26 protein-coding genes are annotated in these 20453 nt (G+C 34.4%); 19 read left to right on the top strand and 7 right to left on the bottom strand.

The window, feature by feature from the left end; genetic code table 11:
- Positions 1–84 precede the first annotated feature (84 nt).
- The 3 genes from BV906_RS17920 (at position 85) to BV906_RS17930 (ending at position 1469) form a co-directional block, all read left to right on the top strand.
- Positions 85–312 carry a DUF3953 domain-containing protein gene (locus BV906_RS17920; RefSeq protein ID WP_087974989.1) on the top strand — a complete coding sequence of 76 codons (228 nt, stop codon included), beginning with the start codon at positions 85–87 and terminating at the stop codon, positions 310–312.
- Positions 313–454: 142 nt separating this feature from the next.
- Positions 455–880: a MaoC family dehydratase gene (locus BV906_RS17925; protein WP_087974990.1), complete on the top strand. Its 426-nt coding sequence runs from the start codon at positions 455–457 to the stop codon at positions 878–880.
- Between the two features lie 235 nt (positions 881–1115).
- Positions 1116–1469 (top strand): hypothetical protein, encoded by a 354-nt coding sequence (locus tag BV906_RS17930; RefSeq protein ID WP_087974991.1) that lies wholly within the window; start codon positions 1116–1118, stop codon positions 1467–1469.
- A 51-nt stretch (positions 1470–1520) separates the two neighbouring features.
- Here the strand turns inward: BV906_RS17930 and BV906_RS17935 are convergent, their stop codons facing one another.
- Entirely contained in the window at positions 1521–1718 is a 198-nt protein-coding gene (locus BV906_RS17935; RefSeq protein WP_087974992.1) for a hypothetical protein, read from the bottom strand.
- A 61-nt stretch (positions 1719–1779) separates the two neighbouring features.
- Here BV906_RS17935 and BV906_RS17940 point away from each other — a divergent pair, with 61 nt between their 5' ends.
- The 3 genes from BV906_RS17940 to BV906_RS17950 all read left to right on the top strand — a co-directional run bounded on the left by BV906_RS17940 (position 1780) and on the right by BV906_RS17950 (position 3155).
- Entirely contained in the window at positions 1780–2223 is a 444-nt protein-coding gene (locus BV906_RS17940; RefSeq protein ID WP_087974993.1) for a DUF1878 domain-containing protein, read from the top strand.
- A gap of 149 nt (positions 2224–2372) precedes the next feature.
- Entirely contained in the window at positions 2373–2615 is a 243-nt protein-coding gene (locus BV906_RS17945; RefSeq protein ID WP_087974994.1) for a hypothetical protein, read from the top strand.
- A 309-nt stretch (positions 2616–2924) separates the two neighbouring features.
- The gene (locus tag BV906_RS17950) at positions 2925–3155 is read left to right on the top strand and encodes a DUF2798 domain-containing protein (RefSeq protein WP_087974995.1); all 231 of its coding nucleotides are present in this window, start codon (positions 2925–2927) and stop codon (positions 3153–3155) included.
- 134 nt (positions 3156–3289) lie between these two features.
- On the opposite strand, the gene BV906_RS17955 is transcribed toward BV906_RS17950, so the two are convergent.
- Positions 3290–3925, bottom strand: a complete 636-nt coding sequence (locus BV906_RS17955) for a LysE family translocator (RefSeq protein ID WP_087974996.1) — start codon at positions 3923–3925, stop codon at positions 3290–3292.
- Positions 3926–4396: 471 nt separating this feature from the next.
- Between BV906_RS17955 and BV906_RS17960 the strand changes: the two genes are divergently transcribed.
- A complete protein-coding gene (locus BV906_RS17960) occupies positions 4397–5494 on the top strand; it encodes a glycerol dehydrogenase (RefSeq protein ID WP_087974997.1) in 1098 nt (365 codons plus the stop codon).
- Positions 5495–5658: 164 nt separating this feature from the next.
- Here the strand turns inward: BV906_RS17960 and BV906_RS20090 are convergent, their stop codons facing one another.
- Both BV906_RS20090 and BV906_RS17965 read right to left on the bottom strand, forming a co-directional pair.
- Complete coding sequence (locus tag BV906_RS20090; protein WP_281254164.1) at positions 5659–5787, bottom strand: hypothetical protein; 129 nt, start codon at positions 5785–5787, stop codon at positions 5659–5661.
- Between the two features lie 86 nt (positions 5788–5873).
- On the bottom strand, positions 5874–6188 hold the full coding sequence (locus BV906_RS17965; protein WP_087974998.1) for an ArsR/SmtB family transcription factor: 315 nt from the start codon (positions 6186–6188) through the stop codon (positions 5874–5876).
- A 736-nt stretch (positions 6189–6924) separates the two neighbouring features.
- Between BV906_RS17965 and BV906_RS17970 the strand changes: the two genes are divergently transcribed.
- The 10 genes from BV906_RS17970 (at position 6925) to BV906_RS18010 (ending at position 14358) form a co-directional block, all read left to right on the top strand.
- Entirely contained in the window at positions 6925–7950 is a 1026-nt protein-coding gene (locus BV906_RS17970; protein WP_087974999.1) for an LLM class flavin-dependent oxidoreductase, read from the top strand.
- Positions 7951–8020: 70 nt separating this feature from the next.
- Positions 8021–8971, top strand: coding sequence for a nuclear transport factor 2 family protein (locus BV906_RS17975; protein WP_087975000.1), 951 nt, complete (start codon positions 8021–8023; stop codon positions 8969–8971).
- Positions 8972–9027: 56 nt separating this feature from the next.
- Positions 9028–10047, top strand: coding sequence for an LLM class flavin-dependent oxidoreductase (locus tag BV906_RS17980; RefSeq protein ID WP_245844290.1), 1020 nt, complete (start codon positions 9028–9030; stop codon positions 10045–10047).
- Positions 10048–10255: 208 nt separating this feature from the next.
- A complete protein-coding gene (locus BV906_RS17985; protein ID WP_087975002.1) occupies positions 10256–10594 on the top strand; it encodes an ArsR/SmtB family transcription factor in 339 nt (112 codons plus the stop codon).
- Between the two features lie 117 nt (positions 10595–10711).
- Positions 10712–10999, top strand: a complete 288-nt coding sequence (locus BV906_RS17990) for an LLM class oxidoreductase (protein ID WP_176330409.1) — start codon at positions 10712–10714, stop codon at positions 10997–10999.
- Between the two features lie 135 nt (positions 11000–11134).
- Positions 11135–12193, top strand: coding sequence for an NADH:flavin oxidoreductase/NADH oxidase (locus BV906_RS17995; protein ID WP_087975003.1), 1059 nt, complete (start codon positions 11135–11137; stop codon positions 12191–12193).
- A 260-nt stretch (positions 12194–12453) separates the two neighbouring features.
- Entirely contained in the window at positions 12454–12825 is a 372-nt protein-coding gene (locus BV906_RS20095) for an oxidoreductase (protein ID WP_217896395.1), read from the top strand.
- Between the two features lie 26 nt (positions 12826–12851).
- Positions 12852–13052, top strand: a complete 201-nt coding sequence (locus BV906_RS20100; protein WP_217896396.1) for a hypothetical protein — start codon at positions 12852–12854, stop codon at positions 13050–13052.
- A gap of 195 nt (positions 13053–13247) precedes the next feature.
- Complete coding sequence (locus tag BV906_RS18005; RefSeq protein WP_245844292.1) at positions 13248–13511, top strand: EamA family transporter; 264 nt, start codon at positions 13248–13250, stop codon at positions 13509–13511.
- A gap of 295 nt (positions 13512–13806) precedes the next feature.
- On the top strand, positions 13807–14358 hold the full coding sequence (locus BV906_RS18010; RefSeq protein ID WP_087975005.1) for a hypothetical protein: 552 nt from the start codon (positions 13807–13809) through the stop codon (positions 14356–14358).
- Positions 14359–14570: 212 nt separating this feature from the next.
- On the opposite strand, the gene BV906_RS18015 is transcribed toward BV906_RS18010, so the two are convergent.
- Positions 14571–15806, bottom strand: coding sequence for an IS110 family RNA-guided transposase (locus tag BV906_RS18015; RefSeq protein WP_087975006.1), 1236 nt, complete (start codon positions 15804–15806; stop codon positions 14571–14573).
- Positions 15807–16254: 448 nt separating this feature from the next.
- On the opposite strand from BV906_RS18015, the gene BV906_RS18020 reads away from it, so the two are divergent.
- Positions 16255–17286, top strand: a complete 1032-nt coding sequence (locus BV906_RS18020) for a 3-deoxy-7-phosphoheptulonate synthase (protein WP_087975007.1) — start codon at positions 16255–16257, stop codon at positions 17284–17286.
- A 340-nt stretch (positions 17287–17626) separates the two neighbouring features.
- Positions 17627–17995: a DUF4181 domain-containing protein gene (locus BV906_RS18025; RefSeq protein WP_245844300.1), complete on the top strand. Its 369-nt coding sequence runs from the start codon at positions 17627–17629 to the stop codon at positions 17993–17995.
- 250 nt (positions 17996–18245) lie between these two features.
- Here BV906_RS18025 and BV906_RS18030 read toward each other — a convergent pair whose 3' ends face one another.
- Positions 18246–19475 (bottom strand): YsnF/AvaK domain-containing protein, encoded by a 1230-nt coding sequence (locus BV906_RS18030; protein ID WP_176330410.1) that lies wholly within the window; start codon positions 19473–19475, stop codon positions 18246–18248.
- Positions 19476–20155: 680 nt separating this feature from the next.
- On the bottom strand, positions 20156–20453 hold a 298-nt coding region (locus tag BV906_RS18035), incomplete at its 5' end, for an HAD family hydrolase (RefSeq protein WP_176330411.1).

Here is a 20453-nt window from a genome sequence, read left to right on the forward strand (position 1 = left end):
TTTCGTCCAAATAAATAGTGTTAAATGTTTATGATTAAGTAAGAATTTGCGTAGAAATGAATTTTATCTTAGGAGGGTATGTCGTTGAAAATACTCAGACTTATTTTAGCCATTATTGTAGTTGGTTTATCTGGTTATGGCTTAATAACTGGTACAAGTGGTGTAATCATACCTTTTGCCTTGTTGTTCTTAGGGGTAATGCTTTTAGTTACTGGGATTACTGAGTTTCAAAAGCGAAAGGCAAATGCTATTACATCTTTCCTTGTAGCTGGATTTAGCTTTTTTGTTTCTATTTATACTTTTTTAGGTTAACTGGTGCATTAGCGAGGGAAGTAATATGAGGGAAATGGCATGTTAGTTTACAAGAAAAAAATATTATTAGTACCAACTCTTAATAACAGATGTTAAAATAGATTAAGTTCTAGTGTTAACTAATAATTAAGAGGTGTTTTGTATGAAGTTAGATGAATTTACAATTGGAGATGTGTTCGAAACTAAATCACATAAATTAACAAAAGAAGATATTGTGAGGTTTGCAGGTGAATTTGACCCCCAATATATGCATTTGGATGAGGAAAAAGCAAATCAGGGGAGATTTAATGGAATCATTGCTTCTGGAATACATACACTGGCTATTTCATTTAAGTTATGGGTTGAAGATGGTAGGTATGGTGCGGATGTTATTGCTGGAACAAAAATGAATAATATTAAATTTATAAAGCCAGTGTATCCTGATGATGAATTACATATCATTGTTGAGGTTATTGATAAAAAAGCATTAAAGAATGAAACGGGTCTCCTTACGGTATTGTTATCTACTTTTAATGATAATGAAGAAAAAGTTTTTGAGGGTGACTTAACCGTATTGATAAAGCGATGAAGTTAATATGCAAATTTTCTTATTAAACTATGTGATGCGAGAGTTGAACAAGCGAGATCATCAAATGATGGTCTTTTTCTTTTATTATTAATTTCAGAAATTTGAAATTAAATTGTTAAGTATTATGTTATTATTTTGGTGAAGAGAAAGAACTAATTGGCAGGTAGTGTAATAAGGATGCCAAGTTTTTGGGTATTCTCATAATTATTCCTGAAGAGATAACAGGGGGTGTTATATGATAATAATTACACCAGTAATAGTTGTGTTTGTTATTTCATTTATTTTGTTGTTTTTATGGATTTACAATGGTGAGAAAAATGAAATCAAAGCTGAAAAGAAAAAAATATTCTCTGCTATTGGAGCATCTTTTATCCTTACATTAGCTCCATCTGCATTTATCGGACTGTCTTTATTTGTTTTGCTTGGCTCTACAAATACCGTTAATATGATTTTTTCCTTAAATATAAGTACAAAGCAGTTAGTAATTTTAGCCATTTCCTTCTTTGTTTATTTGTTTACCATTGATAACATTATTGAACTAATCATTTTTTACTATCCTGCCCCATTAGTTAAAAGACCGCCGTATTGACGATTTCCTTGGTATGTTAAAGCACCATTTAAGTGAAAAAAGAGTACCATTTTATTCATCTTTTAAATCGTTTTGTTTATTCTTCTTTCTCAAACTGTATAAAACTTCAATCAAGATTGTAGCAATGGCAACTCCTGCTGCGATTGTGATACTGACTCTTTCATTCAAGCCAATCACATTTCCAATCACATTAAAAATACCTATCCGTATAAGCAGTAAAGCAATATAATTAAATTTACTTTTGCCCAATATACGTTCTACTAGTTAAATACTCTCTGATTTCTGTTAATGTAATAAACGAGGTGAAGAAATGAATACTGAAAAAGAAATCATAAAATTAAAATATCAAATTAAATTACTTAAATTTATGGTCAATGGTGATAAATTCCCCTTTTTTATGTATGCATTGGACCATGAATTTGAGGAATCACAAGTCAATGCTTTATTGAAAATATTATCGGTTTTTAAATACCGTTTAAGCAAAAGTACGGATAATTCTTATGATAGTTCTAATCAGTTATACGAGTTGATTAAAGAAGATGAATCGTTAGATTCGTTGTTACAAACCTATCAAATCGAAACCTCTGATATATACAAAACTGAATTACCAAGTATCTCAGAGTTCAAACAATATTGTAACTGTATATTTGCAAATAAAGAAATAAATTTAAGATATTTACTCATGAATTTAAAGAGACAATCAATTCATGGAAAGCTTTGTGATTATCTATTGAAACAGTTGGGCGGAGAATGATTCAACTCAAGGGAACGATTGTTCAGTAAGCTCAATCGCTTCTTTCGTTAAATGGTGCGATAGAATAAGTACCTTGATTTGACTATTCCACATTCGGGCCAAATTGTAAAAGGAGGTTGCAAATTTAGAACAAGAAAAAAGCAAAAAATATATTTGGAGTTTTATCATTATTAACCGCAGCTATAAGTATCATATTTTTCTTTATTGACAAAGGACCTGATGCTAACTTAACTTTGGGTATAAGCGTGTTTACAGTGCTTTCTGTACTTGGAATTATTTTTGCTATTATATCTAAAAAGCTGTGGTTTATCATTACAGGAATTATACTAAACGGCGCAGTATTAGTATTTGCTTATTTTCTTTTACTTGCAGCAGGAATTAGTGAACCATAAAAAGTTATTCCAGAAAAGGACGCGATTGTTTCAAAGGGTCTCTGTTTCTTCTTCACCTAAATGGTACGAGAGTTTAAGAGGGCGATCATCGAATTTCAATTTTTTTTATTAATAAAAATTTCCTGAATTTCTTCAAACCTTAGTGTGTAATAAGGTTTTCTATGTTACGATATCATAATATATATTGAGGAACGTCTCCATAGACGAGCTCATGATAGATATACCGTTGTACCATTCGTAATATGACGGTTTATATCAAAGACCATATAAAAGCTAAAAAGGGCTAATAGTTATTATTGGAGGGTAAAATTGAAGATTAATGTAAGATATAAAAATGTTATATTTGCTTTATTAATGTCTTTAAGTTTAAGTTTCTTTATTTCATTTATTTTAGTTTCAATAAACTTTGGTTTCAATAATCTTTTTCTTTCTACATGGCTTAAGTTTTGGGGGCAAGCATTTATTTTTGCTTTCATTGGGGCATATTTTTTTCCAAAGGTAATAAAAAAAGTATTGGTTAAAATTGTTTTAGAAGAATAATAATTTTACATAGTAAATGCCTTTTATTAAATTCAAGGTTTTAATTGAACGAACGGGTGCAAATCCTTAGTAAGGATTTGCACCCTATTTTAATAATTGCGTCTTATGGTAAAGGAAAAATGTCTACGAATAAATTACACATACGTAATAAGTTGGGTTATAAACTCATATCCAAAATAAACACTAAATCCAAATAGAATGATTGCGGCCACGATCGCAGCCCATTTTAACAACGTCTGGTTTAAAAATCTTCTTGAAAAATGAATAATACTCATTAATCCTATATCGTGGGTTAATATTCCAAGTAAAATCCCTAGTGCTACTATTATAAAATGTTCTTGGTTCTCTCCGTTAATCGAGGATACCAGTAATGGACCGAATACCCCAATCCAAAATACTATATTTCCTGGTGAGACTGCCATTAAAAAGCCTGAGGTGTAAGCTTTTGCTAATGATTTTTTTGGGGTAGCCCCACTAAAATCAACGTTATTTTTCGATTCCTTTAAACTGTCAATCCCAATAACTAATAAAAATATACTTCCTATGAACCACATAATAAGTTCAACCATTGGATGAGCTAAGTAATATGAAAACCCAAAGTAAACCAATGTAATTAATGCTAAGTCTATTGTCATACCACCCAATCCTACAAACCATCCACTTAAAAAACCTTTTCTCAATGCTTGATTAACCATTTGTACAGTCATTGCTCCAGGGGTTAGAGATAATACTAAACCTAATAAAAAATATGTAAAGAAAGCTGTTATCATTGTTTGTACTCCTTCGCAAAAAAATCACTAACAAGTCTTATTATAATTGAAAATGTATATTTATGAAGTACAAATGCTTATTTCACTAAATGGTGCGATTGCTGAACAAGGGGCAGTCGCTTTTTCGCTAATTTAGCAGTTTAGTTCAAGAACGATTCAATAAAAAACCTGTATCTAAAATTATTTAGTAATAATCTCAGATATAGGTTTTAACTTTTTTACTAATTGTCATTTACTTTAAATACATGTTCCAAAGTAAAAGTATTGATTTAAATGAATTTTTAATAGTTTGATAAGCCCCACCAAATAGTTAAAAAGTTATGTGAATACGCAATCGTAAAAAAGAACAAAAATATACTTGAAGCATATTTTTTTGAAAATTATTTTTTCGATGTTATAATATAATTAAATCAGATATATTTAATTAAATATATTTTTGATTAATAATAAATCTCTAGGAGGATAATAATCATGCAAAAGAGAGTATTTATCGCAACTAACAAATATGTACAAGGTGCTGGTATCTTAAGCAAGATCGGTGATGAAGTGAAAGTAGTTGGTAAGAAACCAATTATTTTAGCTGATAGCACTGTTTGGGGAATTGTTGGAAGTACTGTTGAGAACAGTTTCGAATCTTCTAATACCTCATATCATTATGAGGAGTTTCAAGGGGAATCATCCAACTCTGAATTTAATCGCCTAACAAAAATTGCTAAAGACAATGAAGCAGACGTAGTAATTGGTCTTGGTGGTGGAAAAACAATTGATACGGCTAAAGTAGTAGCTGATAATTTAGGTATCTCTGTAGTTATTGTTCCTACTACAGCCTCTATGGATGCTCCTACAACAGCTATTTCTGTAGTATACTCAGATGATGGAACCTTTGAAGGATACAAATTTTATAATAAAAACCCTGATTTAGTTCTAGTTGATCCACAAGTAATTGTCGGAGCTCCAGTCCATCTTTTTGCTTCAGGAATGGGTGATGCGGTTGCTACAAGTGTTGAAGCTAGAGCGTCGCAAAAACGAAATTCAATTACAATGGCTGGAGGAATAGCTTCAATTGCTGGACGAGCTATTGCTCAAAAAGCGGAAGAAGTCATCTTTGAACACGGAATTGCTGCATTTAAAGCAGTAAAAAAAGGGCTTGTAACTCCTAGTGTAGAAGAAGTTATTGAAGCAAATACGTTACTATCAGGGGTTGGAGCTGAAAACGGTGGAGTTGCGGCTGCCCATGCAATTCATGATGGCTTTACCGCATTAGATGGAGAAATCCATCACATGACTCATGGACAAAAGGTAGCTTATGGTGTCCTTGTACAATTAGTACTAGAAGGAGTACCAGAAACAGAAGTTATGCGTTATGCGAATCTTTTTAAAGCACTAGAGCTACCAACTACATTGAAAGAGTTGCATTTAGAAGATGTATCATTTGATGATTTAGTAAAAGTTGGAGAAATAGCTACTTCTAAGAAAGAGACATTAGTAAATATGGATCCTAAAATAACTCCTGATGAAGTTGCGAATGCCATTCTAGCAGTAAATGAGATTACAACTTCTAATTTGTAATCAATAGTTTGAAATTCAGATAAAAATAAATTACGAAGCTATCCCCTTTGGATATATATCTAAAGGGGATTTTTTAAATTTAAGATACCCTTGATTCAATTAATAAGTTTCTTTTTTAAGAAGAGACAATGAGACAACTGCACCATTTAATTCAAGAAAATAGTTTAACAATATTTCATAAGCAACCTTCTATTATAGTTACCTGTTGTTTTACCTAGTTCATCATAAATAGCTCCTTCAAAACTAAGGGCTACTCCTGCAAATAAAGCAAATATATATGCAATGTAACGCATTATTTAACTCCTTCCTAATAACTATTATATTTATATATCTAGATTTATCGATTTATAAACCAAAAAATAACGAAAATCAGAATAACTTAGATTTCCGTTCTAAAATATTCAGCTAACTGTCGAATGGCTTCCTCATCTCTTCTATAATAAGTCCACTGACCATAACGAACAGATTCGAGCAAACCTGCTTTCTGCATCAAATTTAAGTAGTGAGATACCGTAGATTGAGAAGCTTTAGCTTTTTCTTGTATGTCCCCAACACATACTCCGCCTTTATAACTAACCTCCTTTGGCAGGTGAGCGCCTTGTTTAGGGAAGTGCTTCTCTGGTTCTTTTAACCACTGTAGGATGTTAAGCCGAGTTTCATTAGATAAAGCTTTAAATACATCGATAGGTTCCATAAGTCATATTATATCGACTTTCCCCGATATGTCAAAATGTAAATGAAGAACAATATAAACCTATAAACCTTTCGTGCTATTGCAATCTTTTTCAATGAGTTTGTGAAGAGATGTACTTAAAGTAACAACGAAATATATCGATAACGTTATCAGAATAGCTTGCTAAAGTTGGTGAATAAAACGGTGAACGAACCACTAGATTTTACAAAGAAGTAGCATTTTGTCGTTGAGAACTTAGATTCATACAATATTCAAGTCAAAATTATTAATCTTACTATATTACATTGGGCCAGAGCTACTCGAAGCATATTGGGAAGTGGACAAAAAACATTTAAAGAAATTAATATACATATATGCTTATATTGAAATTTAAAGATAAAAGTAAATTTCTCTGAGCAATTTACTTTTATTAAATACTAAATATCGTTATATTGGGATATATAGATTTCTAGGGGCATATATTATATCTCTTTACCTAAACATATTGCTAATTCGCGATATACCAATCAATCATACGGAATATAATTGATTCCACCGTTCATCTATCTGGAAAAGAATTATTGCCATAGATTTTTAAAAGTTAACATATCGTCAAATCTAGATATATAGATTTATGAAGATATAAATGGTCTAAACAGATATAGAGGTATGTATAAACCTAGAATTTATAAATGTTAGTAAATGTATTAAATGCATAATTATCTATTTCTTATTTAATAAAGAGGAGGACAAAATAATGTCAAAAGAAAATAATGCAACAAAAAAACAACTAGGTTCTATTCCAATATCCATACTTGACTTGGCTACAGTCAGTGAAGGAAGTACACCAGCCGATTCTTTTCGGAATACGCTTGACTTGGCACAGCATGCGGAAAGCTGGGGATATAATCGTTATTGGGTAGCAGAACATCATAATATGAAACCAATCGCAAGTTCGGCTACATCGGTTATCTTAAGCCACATAGCGGCTCGAACATCAAAAATTAGACTTGGTTCTGGTGGAATTATGTTACCTAACCATGCCCCATTAGTAATCGCAGAGCAATTTGGTACATTAGAATCCCTATATCCGAATCGCATCGATTTAGGATTGGGTCGTGCACCAGGTACGGATCAAATAACAGCAAGGGCAGTAAGAAGAGACAGGACTACTGAATTTCCTGAACAAGTGAATGAATTGCTGGGCTATTTTAACCCGGCTAAATTTGCTCCAAATAATCCAGTAAAAGCTAACCCAGGTGAGGGCCTTAAAATACCTGTGTGGTTATTAGGGTCAAGTGATTACAGTGCACGTTTGGCAGCCCATTTAGGCCTTCCCTTTTCATTTGCTGGTCACTTTTCTCCGTCATACACATTCCCAGCTATTCAGGCATACAGAGAGAATTTTAGACCTTCAGAGATATTAAAGGAGCCATATGTCATGATGGGAATGAACCTAACAGCAGCAGATACCGACGAAGAAGCGAAATTCTTGTTCTCTTCAACAGAACAACATTTTCTCGGACTTGTTCGTGGGAATCCGGTACATATCCAACCAGCAAGAGATATGAATACTGTTTGGAGTGAACGTGAAAGAGAAGCTGTCTATCAATCAATAAGTGGAAGTATTGTAGGTAGCCCTCAAACAGTTAAGGGACAACTAGAAAAATTTATTGACAATGCTCAAATAGATGAAATAATGCTGACATCTTATATCTTTAATCATGAGGATCGCCTAAAATCATATGAAATTATTAGCGAGTTTATAAATCAAAATGAATAAAGTGAAACTAACATTCAGTGGGGGTTTTCTGCTAGTTAATTTGGGATAAAATTCTAGGAGTGAATGAATAATGAGTACGGATAATCAAATGAAGAAACAATCAAATCGTAAAGAGATTAGCGAGGTCTTTTCTCAGTTTGCAAAAGCGTATGAAACAGGTGAACTTACTTCAATAAAACATTTATTTTTAAAAGATGCAAAAGCAAGTCTTAGTAATCACGGAAATTTCGAAGGTCGAGAAGCAATTATTGAAGGTCTATCCAGTTCGCTCGTCCCAGTTGATGTTGCTCGTCATTATGTAACGAACGAATATATTGCAGTAGCAACAGGCGTGGGTCAGCAAAGTGCATATCTTACGGGAATACTGGCGGATGATCTTGGAGAAAGATTAGATCCAAGTTGGTACAGTGGTCATTATACTAATACGTATGAGCATACAGATGAGGGCTGGAAAATTGCAGCTATACGATTTGAATTAGACTGGAAAATCGGAAATCATTCAAGGATAAGGCAATGGGAAGAACCAATAGATAAACTTGGGTGGAATCCAAATGTGAAGTTACCTCATATTATTAGTGGCCTTGATGCACCATGGCATGTTATCCCTCATTCTGAAGAGAAAGATTCTAATGAAGTACAGATTTTAGATGTCTTTACTCGTTATACTTGGGCCGTGGACCAGTGGGATATTGGCCTGTTAGGTGATATTTTGACAGACGATATAGCTACAAATGTAGTGCCATTTGGTGAAGTAACTGGACGCAGGGAATTTATGACGACACTTCAGACGTTTCGAACTGGGCGTGTGAATCTTCATCACGTGATTGGTGATTATCGGATTGAAATTAACGGAGATAAAGCTAAATTACAAGTGTATCGTTTAGTTCCATACAATGTATCAAAAGAATTGCTTGATAAGAATATTTATGGTGCAACATATAATTGTTCACTACGACGAGAAGAAGGTGTATGGAAACTCGAAAGATTCGATTATACAGAAGGAGAATTGTTTGAAGTATAGTTTTATCATATGAAGTAAGTCCAAATAGCTATTATAAATGAGAGAAGGAATTAATCTTGAAAAATTTATCTCTATCTGTTTTAGATCCTTCATCGATTATAGAAGGAGGATCAGCAAAAGAAGCTTTGAAAAGCACATTAGATTTAGCTAAGAATGTTGAGGAGTTCGGATATAAAAGGTATTGGCTAACAGAACATCATAATTGGGCTGGAATGGCGAGCTCTGCATCATCACTCGTTATCGGACGAGTTGCCTCTGTTACAAACTCAATCCGAGTTGGATCAGCAGCGACTTTATTGTCTCATTACTCTGCTTTATCTGTTGCGGAACAATTTGGGGTATTGGCATCCTACTTTCCCAATAGAATTGATTTAGGATTGGGGCGTGCGCCTGGAACGGATCGGAACACTGCTTATGTGTTGAATCCCCAGACAGCAAACAGCCCCCAGTATGTAGATAAAGTTAAAGAACTGTATAGCTATTTACACGGATCTGGAACAGTTACATCAGATGGTAGGTTTGAGTTTCATGCGATACCTGGTGAGAATACGAAAGTTCCAATCTGGTTACATGGTTCAGGGACTTATAGCGCGCAACTGGCAGGACAATTAGGATTACCATTCTCATTTGCGAGTCACTTTGCACCAGACAACTTGGAGATGGCCTTGAAAACATACAGAGATAGCTTTCAACCTTCAGAGACTTTAGAAAAGCCTTATTGTGTAGTGGCAGTAAGTGCATTTGTAGCAGAAACGATGGAGGAAGCTTCCGAATTATCATCTTCTTTATACCAAAAGTATTTATTCGAAGCACGCGGTACACCGAGGCCACTTCAACCTCCAGTGAGTATGGATAAACTGTGGAATCAAGGGTGGAGTAGTATTGAGAGGGCGTCTGTAGAATCCCAACTATCCGAAGCAATTATTGGAGATAGACAAACAGTTGAAAAAGGATTTGAAGATTTAATTCGTCGTACATCTGCTGATGAAGTACTAGTACAAGCAGAAGTATATGATCAAAAATCACGTATCAGATCCTATGAAATTTTATCAGAACTATTTGATCTTCAAAAATAGTTTGGCCAGAAGATCAAAGTTAAAAAGTAGAAATCTTTCTGAGTTAAACCCCACCCCCAATTGTTAGACAGAACGACGAAGTGGGGGGTGGAGTTTGAAGAATTTATGTTTTATATTTTATTACATTGGATTGCCATTAGTTTAAATCACAATTAAATATGAAGAAACAAAAATAATCTCATATCTAAACGAGGAGACTTTAGAAGCGATGGGAGAACAACAGAAAATTAATGAAGAAAATCTAATAGATATATTTAAAGCATTATCAAATGTAACCAGGTTGAAAATTATACAAATGCTAAAGCAACCGGACATGAATTTCCCGCCTCAAATTCATATCCATAAGAAGGATAACTTTCCAGGAGGAGTCTGTGTAGGGGATATACGCGAAAAGGTAGGTCTGGGACAGTCGACGACCTCTCAATATTTATCATTGTTACAGAAAAGTGGTCTTTTAGAGACGAAAAGAATTGGCCAGTGGACCTATTACCGGAGAAATGAAGATGTGATTAAGCAATTAGAAAGTTTTATCGATAAAAAGCTGTAATATAATAGGAGGGATGAGATGAGTTTTAAACATCACGAGGCATTTAACCGGATGTATCATAAAGATATCCATTTTTGGTAGCTTATTTTTCATTGTTTCGAAGAGCAAGCCCTATTAGTGAAAGATTGTGGTGAATTATCAGGTATGAAACAACCGGGAGTATTCAAACCGTTTACGCAAACCTTATATATCGATTTATTGGAAAATCCAGATGAACAACCTACAAAAATCCCCTTAGGTTTTCGTTTAGGACGTAACCATTTGCTAGAACTACTATATAAATTTCAAGCAATTGGCGTAAACCATTTGGTATTCGTCCCTTATTTTGCTAGACGGCCAATGGAAGAGATGATTCAGGAGATAGGAGAAGAGATTTTACCTCATTTTCCTACACATGATGATTAATGAATAGCCTGAGTGAGGGAGTTCGAATGGCTTCACTATATACCAAAAGTTGAATTCGTGTTCAAGAAAGTATTTAGATGCGATGGCATGGAACAGAACTGTAATGAATAAAACCAAAAAAGGAGTTTTTTTAGAATGGAACATTTATTTAGCCCTTATAAAGTAAAAGGATTGGAATTGAAAAACCGTATTGTTATGCCACCGATGTGTCAATACTCGGTTGAAAAGAAAGATGGAATTGCTACGGACTGGCATTACTTACACTATGTAAATAGGGCGATTGGTGGCGCAAGTCTTATTATAATTGAAATGACAGATGTCGAAGGTGATGGCCGTATTACAGACTATGACTTAGGATTATGGTCAGATGAGCAAATTCCTGCTTTAGCAAGAATTGTAGAAGCTTGTCAGCGATATGGAGCAAAAGTTGGTATTCAAATCGCTCACGCTGGACGTAAGGCAGAAGACGCTGCGGTGCCAGTTGCGCCTTCTGCTATTCCATATGATGAAGATTCAAAAATACCGAGAGCCTTGTCAACGGAGGAAGTAAAGGAAATGGTTGAGAAGTTTCGTGAGTCTGTACAACGCGCCATTAAAGCAGGAATAGATACCATTGAAATTCATGGTGCTCATGGTTATTTAATTCATCAATTCCACTCTCCTTTGACAAATAAAAGAGACGATGAATATGGAAAAGATCCCACTAAGTTCGGGCGAGAAGTTATTGAGTCAGCAAAAGCTGAAATGCCAGAAGATATGCCGTTAATAATGCGTTTATCCGCCAAAGAATATGCACAAGGTGGATATGGAATCAAGGAAAGTATCGGGTTGGCAAAAGAATACCAAAAAGCAGGAGTGGACATCTTCCATATCTCTTCCGGTGGTGAAGGTCCTCTGGGTACCGCTGGAACGTTTGGAAGACCTGGTACACATGGTGGCTATCAAGTACCGCTAGCTGGAGAAATTAAGAAGGACCTGAATGTTCCGGTTATTGCAGTTGGAAGATTGGATGACCCAACATTGGCAAACGCTGTTATTGGAAATGAAGAGGCAGACCTTGTAGCTGTCGGACGAGGAATGTTACGAAACCCACATTGGGCATTGGAAGCTGCGGTTCAATTGAACAAAGAGACTGAGGTACCAAGTCAGTATATGGCTAGTTTTAGAAGCTTGAAAAACGTAAACAGAAAATAATTTTGAATGCTTTTCCTTTGTATATTCTGTCTTAAAAAATAAGTGAGTTCTAGGTATTCTATGAGTTACTTTTAAAAATCAAAGTTGGCGAAAAATCCTGAAATTGGAGATGAAATGTTCCGAGTGTTTCCGACCACACGTGCTCGTAAATTTAATCTTCTCATGCCATTTGTTGAAGAAAGTTAAGTCATTATGGGGGTTGGAAAAAAGAGGGGACTTATTTTTTTGATGGAGTAGAAGTACATGGAGCGAATACCTACTTGATTCAACAGTTTTTCTCTCCACATTCTAATCGCAGAAATGATCACTGGGGTGGATCACTTGAAAAACGTATGAATTTTCCACTTGCTGTTGTACAAGCTGTAAAAGCAGCTATTGAAAAATACGCGGACAAGCCATTTATTTATGGTTACCGTATTTCTCCAGAAGAATTAGAAGAACCAGGAATTACACTTGATGATACATTGACTTTATTGCTGAAATTAAAAGATCAAGGACTTGACTATATTCATGTTTCAATTGGAAATGTAGCACAGAGTTCTATTCGTGATAAGGAAAATAAAACTCCAGTCATCAATATTATTAAAGATAAGCTTGGAAACAATATCCCTATTATTGGTGTGGCTCTATAGTAACACCAGATGATGCCTTACAAGCATTGGATCAACTTGATATTCCACTTGTGGCAATCGGAAGAGGGCTTATTATAGAGCCTGATTGGATTCAAAAAGTGAAAGCAGGAGAAGAAGATACAATTCGTACTGAGGTTCATATGGAAGATAGTAAGGATTTAGCGTTACCTGATGCTATGTGGGAATATATAGAAGCTAGACCTGGCTGGTTACCAATAGTCAAATAAGTATATTTAAAAAATGACTGTACTTTAATGAAAAATGTGGTGTGTTTGATGTTTGGGATATTCCAGAGGCTTCACACTATTGATAAAGCGCATTTTTGGCTAAAAAGCTAGCAGTAGATATCCATCCATTTACACTGATTAACTATCGGTTCTCTATTACTCCTATCCATTGGACTTCCTCAGTACGATGACAATATGATTACCTTTACTCCGTTTGGTTCGGGATTGTTAATATATACAGCATTGCTTTCAGCTGTTTCATTTGTACTTTGGTATTATGGTTTGAAGTATAACAAGGCTTGTGAAATAAGTATTTATAAATTTTTAATACCTGTTTTCGGCGCCATTTTGTTAGCTATTTTAATTCCAGAAGAAACGATGAATTGGTTTATCGTAATAGCATTAGTTCTAGTTGTAACAGATATTATTACAGTTAACATTAAATCCATTATTAGATAGATCGCTAATTACATTAATACAGAGATTCGTGCAATATACCTTACAACAGATACTTTTTCAAAGGTATTTCAAGAATAGGGAAATTTAGATTGAACCACCATCTTTATTTTTCATTATATGTTTAGCAAGTATTACATTCTTCCACTAAATGGTGCGATTGTTCAACAAGGGCAGTCGCTCTTTTGGTATATGGCAGTTTAGTAAAATATGGCGAAACTTTATTGATAGATATTTATTATAAAGGATTATAGGATATTTTTGAAATGAAGTTGCATCAAAAAAGAGGAGGCTTTTTATGAAAAAAATATGTTTTACATTGGCTTTAGTTATTGTTTTTATTTTAACGGGGTGTGGTGGCGAATCTAGTAATGTTGAGAATTCTTCTCCAGAAGTTTCATTTGAAGAAAAAACCAGTCATTTACCAGAAGAAGCAATAACTCAACTTAACGAGTTGCCTGACGAAGTAAAAGGGGTACTTCGTATTCCAACAGAGTTTCCTTCAGAGCCATCCCTGAGTGTTATGGCTAATCCACCTAAAGGGGATATCGTTATGGTTTTGACACATTATTTTGGAGATGATAGCAAATGGAGTGTGATGGTACACACATATCCAAATGGGGATGGAGTTGGCGAAGAAATAGAAAACACTGAAAAAATCAAATTAGATAACGGCGCTGAAATTGAATATCATACTGACGAAGCTGACGAAGGAGAAAAAGTCCATTTTATTCAATGGCGCGAAGAGAGTGGAGTTTTTCATTTGATTCAATTGATGCAAAACTATGAAAATCCAAAAGATGAGGTTACCAAGGATAAATTCATTGAGATTGTAAATTCAATGAAATAGGCGTATCAATTGCTAGTTCTTTATTCCACTATATGTTGTTCAATCGAAGAGGGAATGTGAGGAATTATACTTAAACAAAACCAGCTAATAGTTGTCAATATTTTTCACTAAAAAAATTAAATTTCTCATGATATACTAAAAATACGCATGCCAAATAACCCTCCACTATTCAATGATTGGAAGGTTTTGTTATATTTAGTTAGATATAGTTTTTATGCTATATCTTGGAAAGTAGATCTGCTTTTTAGTAGGGCGTAAATCCAGTGTAAGAGCTTATTTACACATGCAATAACTGCTACTCTAAAGGGTTTTCCTTCTTCACGTTTTTTATCATAAAACTCTCTTAGTCTCTTATTGCGTGCTATTATCTCATCAGTCGTTTTCTTCTTACGAGAATCACGTATACCACTTTGAACAGCCATATATAAGGCGTGTCGTAGTCTATTAGATCCTCGTTTGGTGATTCGATTTACTGATGCTGTAAACTTACCAGAAGAGTAAACACTCGGATCCACTCCAGCGAATGCAACGAGCTTTTTGGCATTATTAAATCGATCAATTTCTCCAATCTCGGAAATAATCGTGGCAGCGATTTTTTCTCCGATTCCAGGAATAGATTGGAGAATATGATATTCTTCAATTCCTTTAGAAAGGGCATTTATCTCAGTCGCAATCTTGGATAGATGCTCTTGGTATTGAAGAACAAGATTAACTAACATCTCCAGATTAAAGATATTGCTCTGATACAAGTTATTCTGGAACGGGTTACGAAGGGCTGCTTCCTTTAGCTTTTTTGCCCTTTCTTTTGCCCAAAGGTCGGAACGACTTTTACATAATGAACTTATCTTCTCTGATAATTCCCTTTCACTCGCACTTAATACCGTCTCAGATGTTGGGAATGCTAGTAAAGTAAGCAAAGATACTCTTGAATATAAACTCTCAAACACACCTCTATATTCAGGGAATACCTGATCTAACAAGGAGTGTAACTGTATTTTAGTTTTTGCTGATATTTCTGCAATACTTTCTTGTTGTCTAGTAAGATTGCGAAGGTTTAAAAGTTGAACACCTCGCTTTTTATAAGGTTCCAACTCTTCTTTATAAAACAGCTCACAAAGGTGATAGGCATCTACTGCATCTGTTTTAACTTTACGTAGACTTGAACTTTTGGCACGATGAGAGATAAGAGGATTAACAATAATATAGACATACTTTTGTTCCTCCAAAAATTGAATAACTGGATAATGATAGTGACCAGTTGATTCCAACACGACCGTAGGTTGGTTGTTAGCTGATTTTTCAACTTCATGAAGGAATTCTAGTAAATTTCCCAACCCTTTTATGTCATGCTTAATACTAAAGCTCTTTCGATAAGGTTTACCTTTATCTAAAAAGGCTTGAATCTGACTTTCCCCTTTTGAAACATCCAGACCGATGACTGGATTCATACACGATCTCCTCCTAGAATATTAAATTAGTCGGTAACCCCTAAGGCTTCTTGTAATGTCATAGGTTCGCTTGTTAAACGGGATCACATTGTCCCAACCAGCCTGAAACATGTTTATACAAGTAGGGGGTGAACAGTTTAGTTAACGAGATCAAGTCCCACTGGTGCGACGTTCTACCCCGACTACCTTTATAATAAGATCCTATAAAAAAGGGTCAACCAGTAAAATCTGGTTAACCTTATATTACGAACTGGTGCTTTAGCAGAACAAGTGGATCGTCATGTTTTATATTGGTGGTCTACTTCTTTTGAATAATTCTATAAATTATTAGAATTATATGATAAAATAAATTATGTACATTGTTCGTAAAGTATTTGTCAGGTATAATATCAAATTAAATATAAAATAAACTTGTTGAGGCGTATAAATAAAAAGGAGTATTAACATTATGACATTTAGAGAAATAAGCCCTAAAATTAGTATTAATGAAATGAAAGAGCTTGGCAAATTATCAGGACAAACGTTAAAGCACAAAGAAGAACGTGATAATGAACTTAATGCCATTATTAAAGGTGAAGATGATCGCTTGCTTTTGGTAATCGGTCCTTGTTCATCTGATAATGAAGAAGCAGTTCTTGAATATGCTCGTCGCTTAGCAAAATTACAAGAGGAAGTTAAGGATAAGATTTTTATTGTCATGAGGGTATATACAGCAAAACCACGTACCAATGGTGATGGATATAAAGGCTTAATCCATCAGCCAGATTCAAAAGGTAATCCTAGCTTGATTAACGGTATCAAAGCTGTTCGTGAATTACATTATAAAGTAATTACAGAGACTGGTTTGACAACAGCAGATGAAATGCTATATCCCGAAAATCTTCCTTTGATTGATGATCTTGTAAGCTATCATGCAATTGGGGCGCGAAGTGTAGAGAATCAACAACATCGATTTGTTGCAAGTGGTATAGATGTCCCAACAGGCATGAAAAATCCCACCTCAGGTAATTTGAACGTAATGTTTAATGGTATCTATGCTGCTCAACATGCTCAAAATTTTCTGTTTAATTACGCTGAAGTAGAAACGGAAGGTAATCCCCTTGCTCATGCAATTCTACGTGGAGGGGTAAATGAGTATGGAAAAAATATACCAAATTACTATACAGAAAATTTACTAGACGCTATCAAAATTTACGAAAAAATGTATCTTAAAAATCCATTTATCATGATTGATACTAATCATAATAATTCTGGTAAACAATATTTAGAACAAATTCGTATCGTTCGTCAAATTTTGATTAATCGTGAATGGAATGAAAAAATCAAGAAATATGTTCGCGGATTTATGATTGAATCTTACCTTGAAGAAGGGCGGCAAGACGAACCAGTAGTATTTGGTAAATCAATTACAGATCCTTGTCTTGGATGGGAAAGGACAAAAGAACTTATTTATGAAATTTATAAAACAGAAGCTAAATAACAGATTATTTCATATAAATTTCACAAAATCAAAGGGACAAAAAATAATTCGCAAATGAACACCTGGGAAGAAGTAAATAATTTGAAAAAACGAGGTTAAATTTTTTATTAACTGGTGCAAGAATTGAACAAGGCGATCTTTAATATGGTCGTCTTTTTTAATTTAATATTCAAAAAGTATGTATAAACGTTTTGAATATTATCCTAACATTATTATATGGGTTATTGTACTATCGGGGCAGGTTTCTGCAATAAGAGAGGATTAGATGGTACGTTTCTTAACTAGAAATTTATAGTATTACAAACATAAATACGGGGTGGTATGTATCTTTTGGGTTTTGGTGGTTTTATTGGCTTTGGTATTTATTCCTGTTCTTTTACTTTTAGGATTCTTTTTAGAAAAAGGGATAAATAAATTAATTGGTGTAGAAAAGAAAAAGATTTCGGAAACTTCCGCTAAGAGTATTAACCGATGGGGAAGAGGCATTATCTTGGTTATCTCTTTATCTACTTTACCGTTCGTTATGACAATGGATATAAATATTATTAAGTGGTATTGGATAGCCTATTTTGTAATATTATTCGGATTTCAATCTTTTTTGGAGTGGAAATACTTGAAGGAATCAAAACAATATATCACTACACTTATATTTCTGATAGCAGGTGTAATTTTTATGTATAATATTGAGTATCTTATTCCCTGGAGCTAGTTTACAGAACTAATAAGATATTGTAAATTATTATACTTAAGCTATCTGGTGCTTTAATGAAATAAGCCAATCTAAAAAAAGTCGAATCCTTTAGCAATTACAGAAATTCGACTTTTTTAGATTGAAATCACTTAGTGTACAAAATTTCAATAAATATTGGTGGTAATACCCAACATGCAAAATATCGATTAAAACAGGTGCAAGATAGCATCTAAAGTAACACGCATAGCCTTCCTATTACTGAGAATTATTATTTTTTCTTTTTTGTTTGATTTTTATTATTTTTATTTTCCTCATCAATTGACGGATCCTCGTTGTTGTGGATTGCTGCTTCCTTTTTTACAGTAGCTGCTGAATTTGGTGTAGAACTTTTACTGTCCTTTTTTACAGTATCTGCTGAAATTGGTGTAGAACTTTTACTGTCCTTTTTTACAGTATCTGCTGAAATTAGTGTAGAACTTTTACTTTTCTTACTAACAGGAGAATCTGTTAGAGTCCCGCTTACCTCGTCCTTTTTACTAACAGCTGATTCTGGTTTGTTTTTCTCTCCTTGTACAGCGACGGAGCCTGTGCGTTTTTCGCGGATTTCTTCCTTTTGGACCTCCGCCATTATGTTTTCAATATCGGGATTACCTTCCACGATCAAAATATCAGGACTTTCTGTATCTTCTACGTGCCCTAGTGTGTCTTGGTTAACTAGTTTCCCAGCTGTGATTTCCGAAGGGACAGAACGCTCAATCTGAGCTTCTTCTTTTCTAATGGTATCCTGTACCTGTTTTGTTTCTTGAATTTTTCTCTTGCCTATAATTACCTCTTCAACAATTATAGGTCTTTTTGTTACCTCTATTCTTTCTTCCGTAATGGGGATACGAATAATTTCATCTTCATTAAACGGGCTGCCTTCAAACTCTCCATCTATGACAGGACGTCGCTCTACATATAGTTCTTCTCGAAGTATTGGAACATGAACGGTTCTCTGTTCTTCCATTGTTTCTTTACGGAGCTGTAATTCACCAACTTGGACACGCTCTTTTGTAATATCAAGCTGTTCTTCATGGAGTCGGACCGCTCCTGAGTTTTCAGTTTCATATTCTGTGTTATAGATAGGACTGTCGTAAGTTGTATTCGTATCAACCAGCAACATTATTTTCCCCTTATTTAATTCCTCTTCACACTGTTTTGCTGTATATTCTGTCAGGCCCCTTTCAATAAGCCTGCTGGACAGGTCATTAGCCTGTGTGCCGCCCATACCTGCAGACAACATGGATAAATAACTGTTCATCATAACACCTGTTAAGGTCCTTACTTGTTGATCTGCCTCTACCATGACTCCGGTACGAGAAGTGACTAATGGAATGGCACTTCTACTTTCTGCTACCACCATCAAATCTGTTTCACGATGCCCCTGACGTATCAATCCCTCAATTGCATACAAAACTTCGTTATCTGAATTAAAGCTCCCAACAACTCTTTTTTCCATATTAATCATCCTCCCAAAATATACTGCATATGAAAGTAAATAACATTCACATGTATTACATATCTACCCAAGAGATTTTCACTTGAAACAATTAAAATTGGGAATAGTTTAATTTTTTATAATATTTAGCCGCAAAGATGCCCATTTCTAAAGCTAAACTGGAAATAAAAAGATATTCTCATTTCAGAAACATCGTTTGTTTCCATCGTCATTTCACATATCATTAACCACTTCATCCTATTGAACAAAGGAAAACATGGGCTGAATAATTGAAGTGATGAAAAGCAGCACATCGTCAATCATCTTTATTCCAGCCCAGTTTTCTTACCTTGTTCATTGCTTTTCAAAATCGGACGCGACACTTGAGATACGGGAAAGTATATTATATATTTTGACGGTGAAGCTATTCCATTAGAAAATCCTGTTGCTTTAGTTAAAAGTAATGTGATGGGAGTTAGAAAAACTCGTTACACTAGCTTAGAAAAGTTAAAGGGTGCAACGCGAGATATCAGAGGTTTGGTTGTTACTTTAGACGCTATCTTGCACCTGTATTAATCGATATTTTGCATGTTGGGTATTACCAGTGATTTTAATATAAAAAGTCGAATTCCCGTATTGCTAAAGGATTCGACTTTTTTAGATTGGCTTATTTATTAAAGCACCAGTTATTGAAAGAAGAACTATACTTGGATTGGTCTATATTTCTTTGAAAGAGTAAGTATTTTTTCTGCGATTTCCTGTTCGTAATTCCCACTCAATGAAATAGTCTCTTTTGCAAATGGGGCTAAATGTTCGTGATAACCAATCATAATTGTATGTAATGCGTTTTCAAACATTGATATATCATTCGCATCGTTCCCAAAAGCAATATATGTATTTTCTTTTATTCCAAGAGTCTTTAATGCACTCCATTTATTTATCCCACTTGGGCTGATATCAAGTACATTCTCGTTACGATGCTTATTTACATATACATTA

Origin of the sequence: Oceanobacillus rekensis, assembly GCF_002153375.1 — a bacterium.
Classification (GTDB): Bacteria; Bacillota; Bacilli; order Bacillales; family Amphibacillaceae; genus Oceanobacillus; species Oceanobacillus rekensis.

What these genes read in the sequence shown, in the direction of transcription:
- BV906_RS17925 (WP_087974990.1), top strand. Translation starts at nt 455, where the DNA reads ATGAAGTTAGATGAATTTACAATTGGAGATGTGTTCGAAACTAAATCA.
- BV906_RS17930 (WP_087974991.1), top strand. Translation starts at nt 1,116, where the DNA reads ATGATAATAATTACACCAGTAATAGTTGTGTTTGTTATTTCATTTATT.
- BV906_RS17940 (WP_087974993.1), top strand. Translation starts at nt 1,780, where the DNA reads ATGAATACTGAAAAAGAAATCATAAAATTAAAATATCAAATTAAATTA.
- BV906_RS17955 (WP_087974996.1), bottom strand. Translation starts at nt 3,925, where the DNA reads ATGATAACAGCTTTCTTTACATATTTTTTATTAGGTTTAGTATTATCT.
- BV906_RS17960 (WP_087974997.1), top strand. Translation starts at nt 4,397, where the DNA reads ATGCAAAAGAGAGTATTTATCGCAACTAACAAATATGTACAAGGTGCT.
- BV906_RS20090 (WP_281254164.1), bottom strand. Translation starts at nt 5,787, where the DNA reads ATGCGTTACATTGCATATATATTTGCTTTATTTGCAGGAGTAGCCCTT.
- BV906_RS17965 (WP_087974998.1), bottom strand. Translation starts at nt 6,188, where the DNA reads ATGGAACCTATCGATGTATTTAAAGCTTTATCTAATGAAACTCGGCTT.
- BV906_RS17970 (WP_087974999.1), top strand. Translation starts at nt 6,925, where the DNA reads ATGTCAAAAGAAAATAATGCAACAAAAAAACAACTAGGTTCTATTCCA.
- BV906_RS17975 (WP_087975000.1), top strand. Translation starts at nt 8,021, where the DNA reads ATGAGTACGGATAATCAAATGAAGAAACAATCAAATCGTAAAGAGATT.
- BV906_RS17985 (WP_087975002.1), top strand. Translation starts at nt 10,256, where the DNA reads ATGGGAGAACAACAGAAAATTAATGAAGAAAATCTAATAGATATATTT.
- BV906_RS17995 (WP_087975003.1), top strand. Translation starts at nt 11,135, where the DNA reads ATGGAACATTTATTTAGCCCTTATAAAGTAAAAGGATTGGAATTGAAA.
- BV906_RS18005 (WP_245844292.1), top strand. Translation starts at nt 13,248, where the DNA reads ATGATTACCTTTACTCCGTTTGGTTCGGGATTGTTAATATATACAGCA.
- BV906_RS18010 (WP_087975005.1), top strand. Translation starts at nt 13,807, where the DNA reads ATGAAAAAAATATGTTTTACATTGGCTTTAGTTATTGTTTTTATTTTA.
- BV906_RS18015 (WP_087975006.1), bottom strand. Translation starts at nt 15,806, where the DNA reads ATGAATCCAGTCATCGGTCTGGATGTTTCAAAAGGGGAAAGTCAGATT.
- BV906_RS18020 (WP_087975007.1), top strand. Translation starts at nt 16,255, where the DNA reads ATGACATTTAGAGAAATAAGCCCTAAAATTAGTATTAATGAAATGAAA.
- BV906_RS18030 (WP_176330410.1), bottom strand. Translation starts at nt 19,475, where the DNA reads ATGGAAAAAAGAGTTGTTGGGAGCTTTAATTCAGATAACGAAGTTTTG.